This window comes from Ruixingdingia sedimenti, assembly GCF_031432425.1.
Classification (GTDB): Bacteria; Pseudomonadota; Alphaproteobacteria; order Rhodobacterales; family Rhodobacteraceae; genus Ruixingdingia; species Ruixingdingia sedimenti.
This window is the reverse complement of sequence record NZ_JAVKPH010000009.1, coordinates 105,288-121,110: the sequence shown is the minus strand read 5'-3', so window position 1 is coordinate 121,110 and position 15,823 is coordinate 105,288. Positions and strand designations below refer to the sequence as shown.

20 protein-coding genes are annotated in these 15,823 nt (G+C 66.9%); 7 read left to right on the top strand and 13 right to left on the bottom strand.

The annotated features are described in order from the left end of the window. The first annotated feature begins 49 nt into the window (after window positions 1-49). Window positions 50-697 carry an amylo-alpha-1,6-glucosidase gene (locus RGD00_RS10320; RefSeq protein WP_425603403.1) on the top strand — a complete coding sequence of 216 codons (648 nt, stop codon included), beginning with the start codon at window positions 50-52 and terminating at the stop codon, window positions 695-697. Window positions 698-739: 42 nt separating this feature from the next. On the opposite strand, the gene RGD00_RS10315 is transcribed toward RGD00_RS10320, so the two are convergent. Next, window positions 740-964, bottom strand: coding sequence for a hypothetical protein (locus RGD00_RS10315; protein ID WP_058099376.1), 225 nt, complete (start codon window positions 962-964; stop codon window positions 740-742). A gap of 212 nt (window positions 965-1,176) precedes the next feature. On the opposite strand from RGD00_RS10315, the gene RGD00_RS10310 reads away from it, so the two are divergent. The 4 genes from RGD00_RS10310 to RGD00_RS10295 all read left to right on the top strand — a co-directional run bounded on the left by RGD00_RS10310 (window position 1,177) and on the right by RGD00_RS10295 (window position 3,115). Continuing rightward, window positions 1,177-1,674 (top strand): Hsp20 family protein, encoded by a 498-nt coding sequence (locus RGD00_RS10310; RefSeq protein WP_058099377.1) that lies wholly within the window; start codon window positions 1,177-1,179, stop codon window positions 1,672-1,674. Between the two features lie 80 nt (window positions 1,675-1,754). Next, window positions 1,755-2,486: an NADH dehydrogenase ubiquinone Fe-S protein 4 gene (locus tag RGD00_RS10305; protein ID WP_310457239.1), complete on the top strand. Its 732-nt coding sequence runs from the start codon at window positions 1,755-1,757 to the stop codon at window positions 2,484-2,486. Then, the gene (gene rpoZ, locus RGD00_RS10300) at window positions 2,483-2,722 is read left to right on the top strand and encodes a DNA-directed RNA polymerase subunit omega (protein ID WP_310457238.1); all 240 of its coding nucleotides are present in this window, start codon (window positions 2,483-2,485) and stop codon (window positions 2,720-2,722) included. Before RGD00_RS10305 ends, rpoZ begins: the two co-directional genes overlap by 4 nt. Before the next feature lie 30 nt (window positions 2,723-2,752). Then, window positions 2,753-3,115 carry an SPW repeat domain-containing protein gene (locus RGD00_RS10295; RefSeq protein ID WP_058099380.1) on the top strand — a complete coding sequence of 121 codons (363 nt, stop codon included), beginning with the start codon at window positions 2,753-2,755 and terminating at the stop codon, window positions 3,113-3,115. A 372-nt stretch (window positions 3,116-3,487) separates the two neighbouring features. Here the strand turns inward: RGD00_RS10295 and RGD00_RS10290 are convergent, their stop codons facing one another. Together RGD00_RS10290 and RGD00_RS10285 are read right to left on the bottom strand one after the other, a co-directional pair. Then, window positions 3,488-3,886 (bottom strand): VOC family protein, encoded by a 399-nt coding sequence (locus RGD00_RS10290; protein WP_058099381.1) that lies wholly within the window; start codon window positions 3,884-3,886, stop codon window positions 3,488-3,490. A gap of 116 nt (window positions 3,887-4,002) precedes the next feature. Continuing rightward, the gene (locus tag RGD00_RS10285) at window positions 4,003-4,965 is read right to left on the bottom strand and encodes an NAD(P)/FAD-dependent oxidoreductase (RefSeq protein WP_310457237.1); all 963 of its coding nucleotides are present in this window, start codon (window positions 4,963-4,965) and stop codon (window positions 4,003-4,005) included. A 149-nt stretch (window positions 4,966-5,114) separates the two neighbouring features. Between RGD00_RS10285 and RGD00_RS10280 the strand changes: the two genes are divergently transcribed. Then, window positions 5,115-5,558 carry an RrF2 family transcriptional regulator gene (locus tag RGD00_RS10280; RefSeq protein ID WP_310457236.1) on the top strand — a complete coding sequence of 148 codons (444 nt, stop codon included), beginning with the start codon at window positions 5,115-5,117 and terminating at the stop codon, window positions 5,556-5,558. Window positions 5,559-5,629: 71 nt separating this feature from the next. Here the strand turns inward: RGD00_RS10280 and RGD00_RS10275 are convergent, their stop codons facing one another. After that, window positions 5,630-6,685, bottom strand: coding sequence for a site-specific integrase (locus RGD00_RS10275; RefSeq protein WP_310457235.1), 1,056 nt, complete (start codon window positions 6,683-6,685; stop codon window positions 5,630-5,632). Window positions 6,686-6,797: 112 nt separating this feature from the next. Between RGD00_RS10275 and dusA the strand changes: the two genes are divergently transcribed. Further along, complete coding sequence (gene dusA, locus RGD00_RS10270; RefSeq protein WP_310457234.1) at window positions 6,798-7,790, top strand: tRNA dihydrouridine(20/20a) synthase DusA; 993 nt, start codon at window positions 6,798-6,800, stop codon at window positions 7,788-7,790. A 51-nt stretch (window positions 7,791-7,841) separates the two neighbouring features. Here the strand turns inward: dusA and RGD00_RS10265 are convergent, their stop codons facing one another. The 9 genes from RGD00_RS10265 to RGD00_RS10225 all read right to left on the bottom strand — a co-directional run bounded on the left by RGD00_RS10265 (window position 7,842) and on the right by RGD00_RS10225 (window position 15,778). Further along, window positions 7,842-8,003, bottom strand: a complete 162-nt coding sequence (locus RGD00_RS10265; RefSeq protein WP_310457233.1) for a DUF1289 domain-containing protein — start codon at window positions 8,001-8,003, stop codon at window positions 7,842-7,844. Next, a complete protein-coding gene (gene ruvX, locus RGD00_RS10260; RefSeq protein WP_310457232.1) occupies window positions 8,000-8,470 on the bottom strand; it encodes a Holliday junction resolvase RuvX in 471 nt (156 codons plus the stop codon). Before ruvX ends, RGD00_RS10265 begins: the two co-directional genes overlap by 4 nt. Then, the gene (gene ccmI / locus RGD00_RS10255; protein WP_310457231.1) at window positions 8,467-9,696 is read right to left on the bottom strand and encodes a c-type cytochrome biogenesis protein CcmI; all 1,230 of its coding nucleotides are present in this window, start codon (window positions 9,694-9,696) and stop codon (window positions 8,467-8,469) included. Before ccmI ends, ruvX begins: the two co-directional genes overlap by 4 nt. A 233-nt stretch (window positions 9,697-9,929) precedes the next feature. After that, complete coding sequence (locus RGD00_RS10250) at window positions 9,930-10,592, bottom strand: SDR family NAD(P)-dependent oxidoreductase (protein ID WP_310457230.1); 663 nt, start codon at window positions 10,590-10,592, stop codon at window positions 9,930-9,932. Then, a complete protein-coding gene (gene purF, locus RGD00_RS10245) occupies window positions 10,589-12,052 on the bottom strand; it encodes an amidophosphoribosyltransferase (RefSeq protein ID WP_310457229.1) in 1,464 nt (487 codons plus the stop codon). Before purF ends, RGD00_RS10250 begins: the two co-directional genes overlap by 4 nt. A gap of 88 nt (window positions 12,053-12,140) precedes the next feature. Beyond that, window positions 12,141-12,755: a CvpA family protein gene (locus RGD00_RS10240; RefSeq protein ID WP_310457228.1), complete on the bottom strand. Its 615-nt coding sequence runs from the start codon at window positions 12,753-12,755 to the stop codon at window positions 12,141-12,143. A gap of 45 nt (window positions 12,756-12,800) precedes the next feature. Next, complete coding sequence (gene radA / locus RGD00_RS10235; protein ID WP_310457227.1) at window positions 12,801-14,162, bottom strand: DNA repair protein RadA; 1,362 nt, start codon at window positions 14,160-14,162, stop codon at window positions 12,801-12,803. A gap of 40 nt (window positions 14,163-14,202) precedes the next feature. After that, window positions 14,203-14,664 carry a paraquat-inducible protein A gene (locus RGD00_RS10230; RefSeq protein ID WP_310457226.1) on the bottom strand — a complete coding sequence of 154 codons (462 nt, stop codon included), beginning with the start codon at window positions 14,662-14,664 and terminating at the stop codon, window positions 14,203-14,205. 106 nt (window positions 14,665-14,770) lie between these two features. Then, entirely contained in the window at window positions 14,771-15,778 is a 1,008-nt protein-coding gene (locus RGD00_RS10225) for a Fe(3+) ABC transporter substrate-binding protein (RefSeq protein WP_310457225.1), read from the bottom strand. Window positions 15,779-15,823: the final 45 nt, after the last annotated feature.

The following is a 15,823-nucleotide window of genomic DNA, read 5'->3' as shown; positions in this document are numbered from 1 at the left end:
GCTCGCTCGTCCCACACCTCCGCTCCAATCAGGCGGCAGCATTGGATATGTGCTCGCCCTCGATGGTGACAAACGGCCCTGCCGAGTACGCAGTTCGAACGCGGGCCATCTGCTCTGGACGGGAATCGTCCCGGAGGAGCGCGCCGAAACGGTCGTTCGAGCCCTGATGGGGCCGTCGTCTTTCTGCGGATGGGGAGTGCGGACCATTGCCGCGGGTCAGGCACGGTACAATCCGATGAGCTATCACAACGGCTCGGTCTGGCCCCATGACAATGCGCTGATCGGGGCGGGGCTGGCGCGCTACGGGTTCCGTGAACAGGCCGCGCGTATATTCGAGGGCATCTTCTCCGCCGCCACCTATATCGATCTGAGACGGTTGCCGGAGTTGTTCTGCGGCCTCCCGCGCCGCGAGACGCAAGGTCCCACCTTCTACCCAGTGGCCTGTACGCCGCAGGCCTGGGCGGCTGGAGCGCCGCTGTTGCTGCTTCAGGCTTGTCTCGGGCTGCGCTTCGACGCCGAGGCGCGGCAGGTGATCTTCGAGCAACCGATCCTCCCGGAGTTTCTGGGAGAGGTGGTCCTGCGCAATCTGCGCCTTGATGGTGGAACTGTCGATGTGACTCTGCGCCGGTCCGGCACCCACGTGGTTGCCGATGTTCTGCGTCGCGACGGACCGGTTCGGGTGATTGTGACCACCTGAAGGGACGGGCTGGCGCCATCGTCAGCGCCAGCCCGATTTCTGCTACTGCAGATCATCTTCTTCCTGATCGGCTTCGAGCAATTCGACCAGCCGGGCGATCCGGCCCGATGGGAACGGGCTATGGGCATCGACCTGCGCCTCGTCCGCCTCGACCCAGGCCTTGGCACGGGTCAGTTCGGAGGCATCCGCGCCGGTGCGCAGAATATCAGACAGAAGCGTGGGGTCCGTGCCGGGACCCAGGATACTTTTCACGTCGTTTTCGGTCATGATCTCCTCCTTTCGAATGCTACAAGGAAGCAAGAGAAATATAGGAGAGCTGTTCGTAGAAAAAAGTTTTCGAGCATCCTCTTGAAACCGTAAGGTGCTGTTCCAAATCACTTTATGCAGATCGCCCAGATGGGGATCGGCCATGAAGCGGGACATCGCTCCTGCGGTGCTCCCGATGTCTGTACCCATGTTGCTCAAAGGAGGATATGGCTATGGCAACGACACTTGATTTTGCACCTCTGTTCCGTTCGAGCGTTGGCTTCGACCGTATGCTCGACGCGCTCGAGACAGCCCGTCGAGTGGAGACGCTCGACAACTGGCCGCCTTATGACATCGTCAAGACCGGCGAGGACGACTATCGCATCGACATGGCGGTGGCGGGCTTTGCCGAAGACGATCTGATCCTGACCCAGGACAAGAACATGCTGATCGTGTCGGGCCGCAAGGAGACGCCCGAAGGTGATGGCGGTGCCAGCTATCTCTATCGTGGCATCGCCGGCCGGTCGTTTGAACGTCGGTTCGAACTGGCCGATCACGTCCGGGTCGAAGGGGCCACGCTGTCGAACGGCCTCCTGACCGTCCAGCTCAAGCGCGAGGTCCCCGAGGAACTCAAACCGCGTCGGATCGAGATCGCGTCTCCCGAGGCGACCGAAGGTCTTGAGACCAGGCAGCTCGAGACAGCTCCAGAGCCGGAACCTGTCGCGGCCTGAACCAGCTTGGACCCAGAACGGGACGTTCCGGCCGCTCGGGTGGCGGCCGGACGCCCTTCCTGCAATCTGGAGGCTAAGAGATGAACGTGATCAGCGGAGATTTCACAGCACAATCACATGTCTCGCCGATCCCGGCCCAGGCCGGTTCGCGACCAGACTGGGACTCTGCTCTGCCGGACGATGCGGTTGCCCGGATCTGGAAACCGTCGAAATCGGCGATGACCTCAGGGCGAGCGCGTACGAAGGCATGGAAGATGAGCTTTCCGCGCCGGACCGGTCCTTGGCTCGAGCCTTTGATGGGCTGGACGGGTGGGGACGACACGATCCAGCAGATCGACTTGAGCTTTCCGACGCTGGACGCCGCTATTCGCCATGCAAAGCGTCTGGGGGTGGCTTACGAGGTGCATCTGCCGGCAGGCGAAGCCGCGCGCGGTGCCGCCCGGGCATGGGACAGGCAGGCCGGGCTGTGGTCCGATGCCACGCTCTCTCGGCTCGGACTGTCGGAGATGCGGCAAACCTATCGTGACGCGATGGCCGGCGCAAAAGGGCGCGGCGATCCGAAAGGCGGCGATGATGGGCGTTCTCCCATCGAAGTTGCTTTGGACGCCAGCCTGTCGTTGGAGGCTCGCCGTTCTATCCTGATGAACTGGGCCTATACGGAGTATCTTCAGGATCTGGCCAGCACCGAAGGCATGCCGGAAAACCAGCGTGAATCGCAGCTTGCCGAGGTTGAACGAGCGCTGTTGGCGCTTGAAGCGGCGGTGGCCGCCGACGGCATGTATCCGCCTGTCGAGGCAGGGAGGGCGGCATGAATCCCTTCGTTGCAATCGATGCCCAGCAGGCGGTGCCTGATCGTTTCGCTCTGGTCCTCGCCGCGAGCGCCCGCAGCCGGGCGCTGAAGGCCGGGGCAGAACCTCGGGTCGAACCTAAACGGCGAGCCACCGAAGAGCTTGCCTTGGAAGAGATCGCGACCGGTGCGATTTCGCAGAAGGAACTGCTTCCCTTCCTGCCTGCGCCGGCGCCCAAGCGGCTGGCTCGGCCGCAGTGAATCCCTGGTGGAGAGAAAGGAGGTAACACCATGAGCAAGACCTGGACCACCAACTATGACAAGCTTGGCGACGGCATCAGCCTTCTTGCGGGCCTGGCCCTCGCTGGGTTGTCTTTCGCCGTCACGATGACCGACATCGCCTTCTGGAGCGCCCTGCTGACAGGCGGCCTGATCGCGGTGCTTGCCGCAATTGCGCTTTGGCGGCCGCATGAAGGGCTCGACTGGGCGCGTATGGTTGCGGGTGTCTGGGCTGCGATCAGCCCATGGGCTCTCGTAGCCGGCTTCACGCTCGGTATCGCACTCGCCCATGTGGCTCTCGGCGCGCTCGCGCTGGCCTTTCCCGCCTGGCGGCGCTGGAAGAACGACGGCGGTAGCTCGGCACTAACCGCCTAGTCCGGTTGCCTGCCCCAAGAGCGGGCCGGCAATACCCATTATTCGCCACAAGAAGTCTTGCGGAAGCTAGTTTTTGTCGGATGGTAGGAAGCTTCATCCGTCGTGAGGCGATCCCGCGGAGGGGATCGCAGCTTGCCGGCCCGAGATGCCACCGTGACCGCTGCAGTTTCGCGCGGACAGCCAAAGCGACATGCCCCGGCGCAGATATGTGCGGCGTTTATGAGCCGACGGCGCGCCGAATTGGTGATCGCACGACCACGCGTCACAAACGGTCATTCGAATGCCTGTGAGACGCCATGAAGATTATGGTATGCCTGTCCCACGATGGTAGCGAATGCGCCAGGGCGGGCTACCATGAGGCGCAACAGATACTCAGCGGTTTCCGAAACGGGCTTTGGCCTCGTCTGTCACCGGCATGTAGAGGCTGACCAGGTTTCCTTCCGGATCGCGCAGTTGGAAGGTCTGATTGCCCCAGGGCAACAGCTTTGGCGAGTGGACAACCTCAGTAAGCCCTTTCAGCCGTTCGAACTCCGCCTCCAGGTCGGCCACCTGCAGCTCGATGATCGCGGTGCGGTTGGCACCCGGCTCGGCCGACCCTGCCTGGAAAAGCGCGACGGTTTCAACGCTGCCAATCGCCAGGGTCGCGGATGGCGTCACGATCTCGGCAAAGACCGGGGCCAGCCAGTCGGCCTTCAGGCCGGTAAGCGTTTCGTAAAAGGCGACAAGGCCATTGATGTCGCGCGCGATAAGGCGAAGAGAGGCGAATTTCATACGGGTCTCCTGTTTGCCCGATCCGTGATCGGGGAAGACGCCTTGTAGAGGGGGCCTGCTGCCAGCATTGTGGCAACAGGAAACCAGGATGCGCAGCGCCGACCGCCTTTTTCAGATCATTCAGATCCTGCGCCGCAGCTCGCGGCCGGTGACGGCTGCGGCCAGGCCGCAGCGGTCAGATCGGGATCGAAGATCAGTGAGCGATGCGCGGCGGCGCCTGCCATCACGCCCGCCGCCGCGGCGATCGTGGCATTGGGCATGGGGCTGGCAAGGTCGCCGGCGGCGAAGACGCCGGGCTGGCTGGTGGCCTGCATCGGGTCGACGGCCACATAGGGGCCGGTCGGTCCGTCCTTCATGGTGCAGCCTAGCTGCGCAGCCAGATCGCAGGAGGGCGCTGTGTCCGGCGCCAGGAACAGCCCCGCCAGCGCGATCTCACGACCGTCATCCAGCCGCACACCGTCCAGCGCCGGGGCGGTGCCGATCAGCGCCGCGACAGGCGTTTCCTCGACCGTGACGCCCCGGGCGGTCAGGCCCTGCCGCTGTTCCCTGGTCAGCACGAGCGCCCCTTGCGTGAAAAGCGTGGTCGGCCCCCAGTCGGGCAGCAGCATCGCCTGATGCAGCGCCGCCTCGTCGCGCGCCAGAACGCCGACCGGCCCGCCGTTCAGCTCATAGCCGTGGCAATAGGGGCAATGCAGTACCGTGGCCCCCCAGCGTTCGGACAGACCCGGCAGATCGGGCAGGCTGTCGCGCACGCCGAAGGCCAGCACCAGCCGCCGCGCGGTGATGTCTCTACCCTCTGCCAATGCCACCCGAAATCCGCGTTCCTCGCGCGCAGCCGAGACCGCCGCGCCGTCCCGGAAGGACAGGGTAGGGTAGGCCGCGAGTTCGTGTCTGAGCGCGGCGCGGATGTCCTGCGGAGTGCGCCCGTCCTGCCCGGGAAACCCGTGCGAGGCTGTGGCAAAGCGGTTACGGGGGGCGCCGGTGTCGAGAACGCAAACGCGTCTGCGGGCGCGGGCAAGCTGCATCGCGGCGGCCAGCCCGGCAAAGCTGCCGCCGATGACGAGAACATCGTGATCCATGGTGGTTCCCTTTAATGTATCACTGAAAGTTACGTGATTCGGTGCGTCACTTCAAGACATGAAACTTTCATTGTTACGTGATTGCTGCTAAGGAGCCTGAAGAGGCAAGGAAAGGAAACCCCATGGCGCGCGATCTTCGTATGTCCCGGATGCTGCACGTCTTGATCCACATGGACCGACATGTCGGGCGTGCCACTTCGGAACAGATCGCGCAGATGATCTCGACCAACGCCGTGGTGGTGCGCAGGATGATGGCGGGGCTGCGCGAGCGGGGGATCGTGTCGTCGGAAAAGGGTCATGGCGGTGGCTGGCAGCTTGCTTGCCCGCTGGCCGAGATCAGCTTGCGCGACGTCTACGAGGCGGTCGGCCACCCGCCGCTGTTCAACATTGGACCGCAGGCGGATCCGTCGCCCTGTCTGGTCGAGCAGGCGGTCGACGCGCGGCTCGATGCGACGCTGGCAGAGGCCGAGACACGGCTGCTGGCGCAATTCGCCGCGATCACGGTGGAGGAGGTCGCGCAGGATTTCGAGCGTCGTTTCGAAGAAAGCGGCCATGCGGTGCCGTTCCCTTGGCATGGCGCGACGGGGGAATGATCGGTGGTGGCACTATCTGTGCGGAGATTGCAGCGATGTGAGCCGCCAAAAGTCATTTCCAGATGTGAAGGCTAGGCAACCCTGCTTGCCGCGAGCGCATGGAGACCCTCTGGGCGGATGTGGGTGTAGCGGCGCAGCATTTTCCAGTCCTTGTGCCCGGTGACAAGGGCAACCTGTTCAATGGTGAAACCTGCCTCGAACAGTCGACTGGTCGCTTCGTGGCGCAGATCATGAAAATGCAAATCCTCGATGCCCAAGGTACGGCAGACCCGTCGGAATGCCGTGCCGATTGAGCGTCCGTTGTAAGGGAAGATTCTGCCGCGACTGCCCACCAGCGCACGTTGTTCTTCGATCAACGCGCAGGGGTCGTAACCAGAAACGGACAGCAGCGGGATGCGTTGGTCGTTGCCCGTCTTGCGGCGAGGGTCTTTGCGGTCCCGGATGAGCAGCATTTTGGTTCGAGGGTTGTAGTCTTCCCATCGCGCCCGAGAGATTTCATCTTGTCGCATGGCAGTCGCGATGGCGAAACGAACGACGCGCGCTACGGGGATGAACTGTCGTGGGTTGCTTTCAAGCGCCTTCAGGATCGCGTCGATCTCCTCTTCGCTCGGCCGACGATCCCGTTCGTTGCCTTTGCCCACCAGTCCGAGCCGGGTGAGCGCAATCCGAGCGAGATCGACTCCTTCGGTTGGTGCGATGATGCCGTGAACGGCGGCAGCATGCGAAAGGATCGTCTTGATGTATCCGAGGTCGATGCCAACCGTTACCGGGCCAGCCCCTTCCTTGGCGCGCTGGCGACCGAACTCGACGAGCTTTTCCCGGCTCAGCTCGGCGGGTTTCAAAGCCCCGAGGCGCAGCGCAAGAAAATCCAGGCTCGCGGCTTTCGACCGGCCGAGCGTTCTCCCGACTTCCGCCAGATCCGCTCTGTGAAGATCGATAAGGTCTCCGAATGTCTTGGCCGCACCAACGCCAATGTGTATAGGTTCCCCCCGATCGATCTTGCCCTCAATGGTCCGCGCCCAAAGCTCCGCGTCACCGCGGCGCAGGAAGGATTGACTGACGTAGTGCCCTTTGCGTCTGACCTGGACTCGCCAGGAGCCCGAAGGAAGCTTTGATATGGTCGCCATTTCGTGTGCTCTATGTGTGCAGTGCGCGGTCGGAACGTGGCGAAAAGGGGCGTATTGGGTCGTAAATTGGAGTGCACACGCCGCCGCGCAATGAGTTGATACTACTGGAAAAATGACGAAATATCAAGCACATAGACTTGCCATTGCGCCTATGATGGACTGGACCGACCGCCACTGCCGGCTGTTCCACCGGCAGCTGAGCCGCCATGCGCTGCTCTATACAGAAATGGTGACGGCCGATGCCGTGATCCATGGCGACCGCGACCGGCTTCTGGGCCATGATGCGGCGGAACATCCGCTGGCGCTGCAACTGGGGGGCTCCGACCCCGCGCGGCTGGCGGCGGCGGCGGCGGTCGGCGCGGATTGGGGATATCAGGAGATCAACCTCAACTGCGGCTGCCCGTCCGACCGGGTGCAATCGGGCTGTTTCGGCGCGGTGCTGATGGAAAACCCGGGGCTGGTGGGCGATTGCGTGGCGGCGATGATCGCCGCGCAGCCGCGCCCGGTGACGGTGAAATGCCGCATCGGCGTGGACGATCAGGTGCCGGAGCAGGTTTTGCCCCGCTTTCTGGAAACGATTGAGGCCGCCGGGGTGCGCCATGTCGTCATCCACGCCCGCAAGGCCTGGCTGCAGGGCCTGTCGCCCAAGGAAAACCGGGAAATCCCGCCGCTGGACTATCCGCTGGTGCTGGCGATGAAGCGGGCGTTTCCGGGGCTGACCGTTTCGCTCAACGGCGGGGTGGCGACGCTGGAACAGGCGCAGGGCCTGCTGGCGCAGGGGCTCGACGGGGTGATGGTGGGGCGCGCGGCCTATCACGACCCGGCGGCGGTGCTGATGGGGGCCGATCCCGCGATCTGGGGCGCGCCGGCCCCGGCGGCGGATCGCGCGGCGGCGGCGCGGGCGATGCGGCCCCATATCGCGCGGCATCTGGCGGCGGGCGGGCGGCTGCACCAGATCACGCGCCATATGCTGGGCCTCTTTGCGGGTCAGCCCGGCGCGCGCGGCTGGCGGCGGATGCTGTCGGAAGGCGCGTCGCGCCCCGGTGCGGGGCTGGATCTGTTCGACGCCGCGCTGACGGGGGTGGCGGAACGCGCGGCGGCCTGACAGGCCGGGCCGTGGCCCGAAAATCTTCGTCCGAAAATTTTTGGGCTTTCTCTATTCCGCGCGCCGGGCGGGCAGGGCGGCGATCACGGCGCGGCGTTCCGCGTCGGTCATCGCCGACCAGCGGGCGATTTCGTCCAGGGTGCGCAGGCACCCGGTGCAGAGCCCCTTTGGACCCATCACGCAGACCTGCACGCAGGGGCTGGCCACGCTCACAAATGCGCCAGCCGGTCGAGGCAGCCTTGCAGGATGTACCCCGCCGCCACATGATCCACCACCTGCGCCCGCCGCCGGCGCGAGGTGTCGGCCTCCAGGAGCGCACGTTCGGCGGCGACGGTGGACAGCCGTTCATCCCAGAACCCGATGGGCAGCGGCGTCAGCCGGGCGAGGTTGCGCGCAAAGGCCTGCGTCGACTGCACCCGGGGCCCCGCGCTGCCGTCCATGTTCAGCGGCAGTCCCAGCACGATCCCCGCCCCCGCGCGTTCCGCCACCAGCGCCATGAGCGCCGCCGCATCCTGCGTGAACTTCACCCGCCGGATCGTCAGCAGGGGCGAGGCGATGCGCCGGAACGGATCGGACACCGCGACCCCGATGGTCTTGTCGCCCAGATCCAGCCCGAACAGCGCGCCGACCGGGGGCAGGGCGGCGGCGAAATCCTCGATCCGCGCGAAGGGGGCGGTCATTCCGCCACGCCCGCGGCCTCTGCCGCCGCGCGGATCTGCGCCATGTCGGCCTCGCGCCCGGCAAAGACGCCCGCGGCCTCGGCCCAGATGGCGCGCGCGGCCTCGGTCTCGCCCAGAACGCCATAGGCGCGGATCAGGCGGGCCCAGTCCTCGGCGGTGCCGCCATCGGTCGCCAGCCGGCTGTTGAGGCTGTCCACCATGCCGCGGATCATCTGCGCGCGCGCCTCGGGGTCCATGTCGGCCGCGGCCTCCATATCGGCGCTGGAGGGGCCGCGGGGCGCGGGCAATTCGTACTGCACCCCCGCCCGCATCGCCAGATCGAGGATCTGCGCGCGCAGCGGCGCCTCCCACGGGTCGTCCGGCCCGCTGTCTTCCAGCAGCGCGCGCCAGAGCCGGAAGGCATGGTCGGGCCGGCCCACCTGCGCGAACATCAGCCCGGAATAATAGCGCGCCAAGCCGTTCTTCGGATCGCGCCGCAGCGCCTCGGTCAGCGCGGTCTCGGCCTCGGGCGAGACATAGCCGCCCGCCGCCGCCACCATCAGTTCGGCCAGCTGCGCGAAATCCGCCGCCGTGGCCATATCGCCCTTGAGCCCGATCACCTGCGCCTGCGCCGCATGGGCGGCGGCGTAATTGCCGATCGCGGCCTCGTTTCGCGCCAGAAGCTCCTGCCCCTGAAGGTCGGTCGGATGTTCGGCCACCTTGGCGCGCAGCTGCGCCACCAGATCCAGATAGCGCGGATCGGCGGCGGCGGGTGCCGCGGGCAGATCGGGGCGCATGTCGGCCTCCGCCTCGGCCTGCCGCGGGCGGGTGGCGCGGGCGGTTTCGGCGGCGGCGATGCGTTCGGCCAGCGGCAGGTCGGGATAACCCGGCGCGCCCAGATCGCGGTAGACCAGAACCGACCCCGCCGCCAGCGCCAGAAGCAGCGCCAGCGCCAGCACCCATACCCCCGGCCCCCCGGCCCCCGTTCCCCCCTTGGTCGCCGCCTGCAAGGCGCGGTCGGCGTCGAGCATGCGGCGCGAGATTTCCGTCCGGGTGCGTTCGGCATCGGCGGGCGCGATCAGGCCGCGGGCCAGATCGCGGTCGATCTCGCGCAGCTGGTCGCGGTAGACCTGCAGGTCATAGGCCGCGGCCGGCACGCCCTCGCCCCGCCCGCGCAGCATCGCCCGCAAGATGACGCCCGCCACCGCCGCGAGCATGACCGCCACCGCCACCCAGAACCAGTTCATCCCGCCTCCATTTTCCGCCCCTTGGCATGTAGCCCGCCCAAGGCCCCGGCAAAAGGCCCAAAGCGTCGCATCCGCCCGGCGGTGGTGCGGATGGAGAGTGCGGGAGCCTCCGGCGGGGATATTTAGGGACAGAAAATGAACAGGGTCGCATTCTACTCGGCCCCGTTCATTTTCTGTCCTTAAATATCCCGGGGTCCGGGGCAGCGCCCCGGCGCCGACCGAAGGGCCGGGCGCTACGCCGGAAGGGCGGCCAGGATCCGCGCGGCCTCGGCCCGGGGATCGGCAAGGGGGGCGCGGTCCTCGCCGGGGAAGAAGCGGGCGCGCAGCGCGGTGGGCATCGGTGCGGGTGTTTCGATCACCACGCGCGGGCCGGTCCTGGCGGTTTCCGCCTGCCAGCTGCGGGCCAGCGCGATCTGCCCGGCCTTCGTCGCCCCATAGGCGCCGAAGAAGGCCGCCCCCCCGCGCGGGTCGTCTAAGAACAGCGCCGTCCCGGCAGGCGACGCGCGCAGAAGCGGTTCCACCATCGGGATCAGCATCCCGGTCGCGCGCAGGTTCACGGCCAGCGACTTGTCCCAGTCCTTGGCGTCGACATGGCCGGCGGGCGACAGCGGCGGCGCGTGGATCGCCGTATGCGCCCAGAGGTCCACCCGCCCCCAACGGTCGTGCACCGCGCGGCACAGGTGGCGCATCGCGTCGTCCTGGGTGATGTCCATCGGCGCCAGCGTCGCCGCCCCGCCGCGCGCCTTGATGCGGTCGTCCAGTTCCTCCAGCGCGCCGGTGGTGCGCGCCACGGCGACCACATGCCAGCCCGCGCCCGCAAGCACCTCCGCCAGCGCCGCGCCCAAACCGCGCGAGGCGCCGGTGATCAGCGCGACCTTCGTCTCGCCGCCGCTCATTCCGCCGCCGCCTTCATCTCGAACCCGCGTTCAAGCATGTCCGCGGGCGCGACCGGATAGTCGCCCGAGAAACAGGCATCGCAGAACTGCGGCGCCTCGGGGTTGCGCCCCTTCGCCTCGCCCGCCGCGCGGTAGAGCCCGTCGAGCGAGATGAAGCGCAGGCTGTCCACCCCCAGATAGTCGCGCATCTGGTTCTCGGTCATCGAGGCGGCCAGCAGTTTCGACCGTTCGGGCGTATCCACCCCGTAGAAACAGGGCCAGGCGGTGGGGGGGCTGGCGATGCGGAAATGCACCTCTGCCGCGCCGGCGTCGAGGATCATTTCCTTGATCTTGCGGCTGGTCGTGCCGCGCACCACCGAATCGTCCACCAGCACCACCCGCTTGCCCGCGATCAGCGCCCGGTTGACGTTGAGTTTCAGCCGCACGCCCATGTTGCGGATCTGTTCCGTCGGTTCGATGAAGGTGCGGCCCACATATTGGTTGCGGATGATCCCCATGCCGAAGGGGATGCCCGATTCATGCGCATAGCCGATGGCCGCCGGGGTGCCGCTGTCGGGCACGGGGCAGACCAGATCGGCCTCGACCGGCGCCTCGCGCGCCAGTTCCACGCCGATCTGGCGGCGGGTTTCATAGACCGAGCGGCCGCCGAGGATGGAATCGGGGCGCGAGAAATAGACCTGCTCGAAGATGCAGAAGCGCGATTTGGCGGGGGCGAAGGGGCGGTGGCTGTTGACCTTGCCGTCCTCGATCACCACCATCTCGCCCGGCTCGATCTCGCGCACGAATTCGGCGCCGATGATGTCGAGCCCGCAGGTTTCCGACGACAGCGCCCAGCCATCGCCCACCCGGCCCAGCACCAGCGGGCGCACGCCCAGGGGGTCGCGCACGCCGATCAGTTTCGTGCGCGTCATGGCGATGACGGAAAACGCGCCCTCGACCCGGCGCAATGCGTCCTTCAGCCGTTCGGCGATGGTCTTTTGAATGGACCGCGCCATCAGGTGGATGATGCATTCCGAATCCGACGAGGACTGGAAGATCGACCCGCGCTCGATCAGTTCGCGCCGCAGGGCGGCGGCGTTGGTCAGGTTGCCGTTATGCGCGATGGCGCAGCCGCCCATGGAAAATTCGCCGAAGAAGGGCTGCACGTCGCGGATGGCGGTGGCGCCCTTGGACCCGGCGGTGGAATAGCGCACATGGCCGATGGCGATCGGCCCCGGCAGCGTCTGCATCAGCGAGGCGCGGGTGAAATTGTCGCGCACATAGCCGAATTCGCGCACGGAATGGAAACCGCCCGCAGGATCGTGGCTGACGATCCCCGCGGCTTCCTGCCCGCGATGCTGCAACGCATGCAGGCCGAGCGCCACGAAATTCGCCGCATCGCTGACGCCGACGACACCGAAGACGCCGCATTCCTCGTGCAGGCGGTCATCGTCGAAAGGGTGGCTCAGGAAAGGCTGCATCTGCCGGTCCTCCGGGTACGGGGCGCGCTGGTGCGCCCTCCTTATCGCCTTGTCACGTCAGTGTCACGGGCTGCGGTGCAGCGCCGCGTCAATTGCCGGTGACCGGGGCCGGGGCGGGTGCGGGGGTGACGGGCTGCACGGGCGTGACGGGGGCGGCGCAATCGCCCACCAGCGCCTCGTAGCGCTGCACGATCCAGCCGGGGGCATCCGAGGGGATGTTGCGTTCCAGCCGCTGCTGGAAGCTGGCGAACACCTTGTGCGACCGCGAATCGTTCACCATCGCCACGGTGTCGGACGCCACGGCGCGGTCGTAGACGATGAAGGCCACCGCCACCAGCACCACGCCCCGCAGCACCCCGAAGAGAAAGCCGAGCGCCTGGTCCACGCCGCCGAGGACGGATCGTTGCACGATGGTGGAAAACAGCGGCGTGAACAGCGCCATGATGACAAGGCCGATCGCAAAGACCACGGCGAAGGCCGCGATCAGCGACAATTCGCAACTGTCGGCGAGGAAATCGTTCAGCACCGGGATTTCGCGGATCAGCGGCTGTGCCTGCGGGGCAAAGATATAGGCCAGCACCGCGGCGCCCACCCAGCCCGCGATGGCCAGTGCCTCGCGCACCAGCCCCCGGGAATAGGCGAGAATCGCCGAGAGCACGATCACCGCGGCCACCACCGCGTCGATCAGGGTAAAGCCTTCCATCCGCCTGCTCCTGTCTTCCGGCCGCAGCAGGGGCAGCGGCGGGGGTCAGCCCGCCCCGAACATCTCGCCCACCACCGCGGCGAGATCGGCCATCTCGCGCACCTGCATCCCCTCGGCCCCTCCGGTGCGCGACCGGGCGGGAAGGGTTGCCTGTGTGAAACCAAGTTTCTGCGCCTCTTTCAACCTGTTTTCGGTCTGGCCCACCGGACGCAGGGCGCCCGACAGGCTGATCTCGCCGAAAAGCACCATGTCGGGCGGGATCGCCACATCCTCGCGCGCCGACAGAAGGGCGGCGGCCACGGCAAGGTCGGCGGCCGGTTCGTTGACCCGCATGCCGCCCGCAACGTTGAGGAAAACGTCGAGCCCGGCGAAGGGGATGCCGCAGCGCGCCTCGAGCACCGCAAGGATGGTGGAGAGTCGCCCCGAGTCGAGCCCCACCACCGTGCGCCGGGGCGTGCCCAGAGGCGAGGGCGCGACCAGCGCCTGGATTTCGGTCAGCACCGGCCGCGTGCCCTCGATCCCGGCAAAGACCGCCGATCCGGGCGCGGGCGCGTCGCGTTCCGACAGGAACAGGGCGGAGGGATTCGTGACCTCCGCCAGCCCCGCGCCCGTCATTTCGAACACGCCGATCTCGTCGGCGGCGCCGAAGCGGTTCTTGACCGCGCGCAGGATGCGGAACTGATGGCCCCGCTCGCCCTCGAAATAAAGCACGGTGTCCACCATGTGCTCGACCACCCGGGGGCCGGCGATCTGGCCTTCCTTGGTGACATGGCCGACGAGGATCACCGCCACCCCGCGCCGCTTGGCGAAGGTCACAAGCTCATGCGCCGCCGCGCGGACCTGACTGACGGACCCGGGGGCGCTGTCGACGGTATCCAGCCACATGGTCTGGATCGAATCGATCACGGCAAGGGCGGGGCGTTCGGCATCCAGCGTCGTCAGGATGTCGCGCAGGTTGGTTTCCGCGCCAAGCGCCACCGGCGCATCGGCAAGGCCAAGGCGCTGCGCCCGCATGCGCACCTGCGCCGACGCCTCTTCGCCGGATATATACAGGCACTTCAATCCCTTGCGGGCGAAACTTGCGGTGGCCTGCAACAGCAGCGTGGATTTGCCGATCCCCGGATCGCCGCCCACGAGGATCGCCGATGCCGCCACCAGCCCGCCGCCCAGAACGCGGTCCAGTTCCTCCATCCCCGATGCCGCGCGGGGCGGCGGCGCCTCGGCGCTGGCAAGGTCGGTCAGCGCGATGGCCTTGCCGCGCGTGGCAAGGCTGCGCCCGCCGGGGCCGGCGGACAGGGGGGCCTCTTCGACGATGGTGTTCCAGCCGCCGCAGGATTCGCAGCGCCCCGCCCATTTGCGATGGGACGCGCCGCAGGCCGTGCAGGTGAAGGAGGGGGATTTCGCCATGCCCCTTCATGCCCGCCCCCGCGCGCGGCGGCAAGCCGGTTCAGCGCCGCAGCCGTTCGGTGATCAGCGACAGCGCCAGCGAGCCGACCACGCAGGCGGTGAACAGCCACATGCCCCAGCCGATGGTGATCCGCCCGCCGTCCAGCCCCTTGAACAGCGCCACATAGACCGCGATCAGGAATACATCCGCCATCGCCAGCCGCCCGATGAGGTAGAGCGCCGGTTCAACCCGCACGGACAGAAGGCCGAGATGGATCAGCGCCAGCCCCGAGACCTTCGCCACCGGCGCCAGCACCGCGAAAAAGGTCAGCACCAGCGCCAGCGCCGGATCCGACCCCCAGACCCCTTGCAGGGTGGAGACGACCGACAGATCCGTGCCCTCGGCCCAGAACTTCAGCGTCACCTTCACCGTCATCAGGGGCGCGAACCATGCGACGGGCAGCGCGGCCAGCAGGACCGCATCGGCCAGCAGCAACAGGCGGGGATAGGGGCGGTCGGTCATCGGCACCTCCGGGCAGGGCAGATGTGCCAGCCATGCCGCGCCCCCGCAATGGAAAACCCCGCCCGGGCCGCGCCGGGCGGGGTTTCGGGCCGTGCCTGCGACGGGATCAGTTGTCGAAACCGACCTCTTCCATGATCTTCAGCGCCGTCGGGCGCAGCTTGGCCAGCTCCGTCAGGTTCAGCGCATCCGGCGTGAAGTCGCCCCAGCTTGCCACCAGATCCGACCGTTTCGCGCCTTCCAGCACCGGGAATTCGTGGTTCACCTCGGCATAGATCGCCTGCGCCTCGGGCGAGACGAGGAATTCCATCAGCTTCACCGCCGCGTCCCTGTTCGGCGCCGCCTTGGTCATCGCGATGCCCGAGACGTTCACATGCGTGCCGCCGCCCTCGAAGGTCGGGAACACGATGCGCACCGATTCCGCCCATGCCTTCTGGTCGGGGTCCGCCAGCATCGCGCCCATGTAATAGGTGTTGGTCAGCGAGATGTCGCATTCGCCGGCCCAGATCGACTTGACCTGCGAACGGTCGTTGCCCTCGGGCTTCTTCGCCAGGTTCGCCTTCACCCCCTCGGCCCATGCCCTGGCCTTTTCCGCGCCATCATGGGCGATCACCGCGGCCAGCAGGGCGAGGTTGTAGTCATGCACCCCGGCGCGGGTGCAGATGCGGCCTTTCCATTTCGGGTCGGTCAGATCCTCGTAGGTCGTGACCTCGCCATCGGCCACGCGGTCCTTGCTGGCATAGATCACGCGGGCGCGGGTGGTCAGCGCGAACCACAGGTTGTCGGGGCTTTGCAGCGCCTCGGGCACCGCGGCTTCCAGAACCGCGCTGTCCACGGGTTGCAGCACATCGGCCTCGACGATCTGGTTGAGGTTCGCGATGTCCACCGTCATCACCAGATCGGCGGGCGAACGGTCGCCTTCGGATTTCAGCCGCTCCACCAGCCCCTTCTCGATGAAGGCGAGGTTGACCTTGATGCCGGTTTCCCTGGTGAAGGCCTCCATCACCGGCTCGATCAGGAAGGCCTGCCGGGTGGTGTAGACGTTCACCTCGTCGGCCAGCGCGGGCAGGCCGAGCGCACAGGCGGCGGTGGCCAGCAAAGTGGTGCGGATGGTCATCGTGTCCTCCGGGGTTGGGTTCCTGCCCATAAGCCGGCAAAGGGC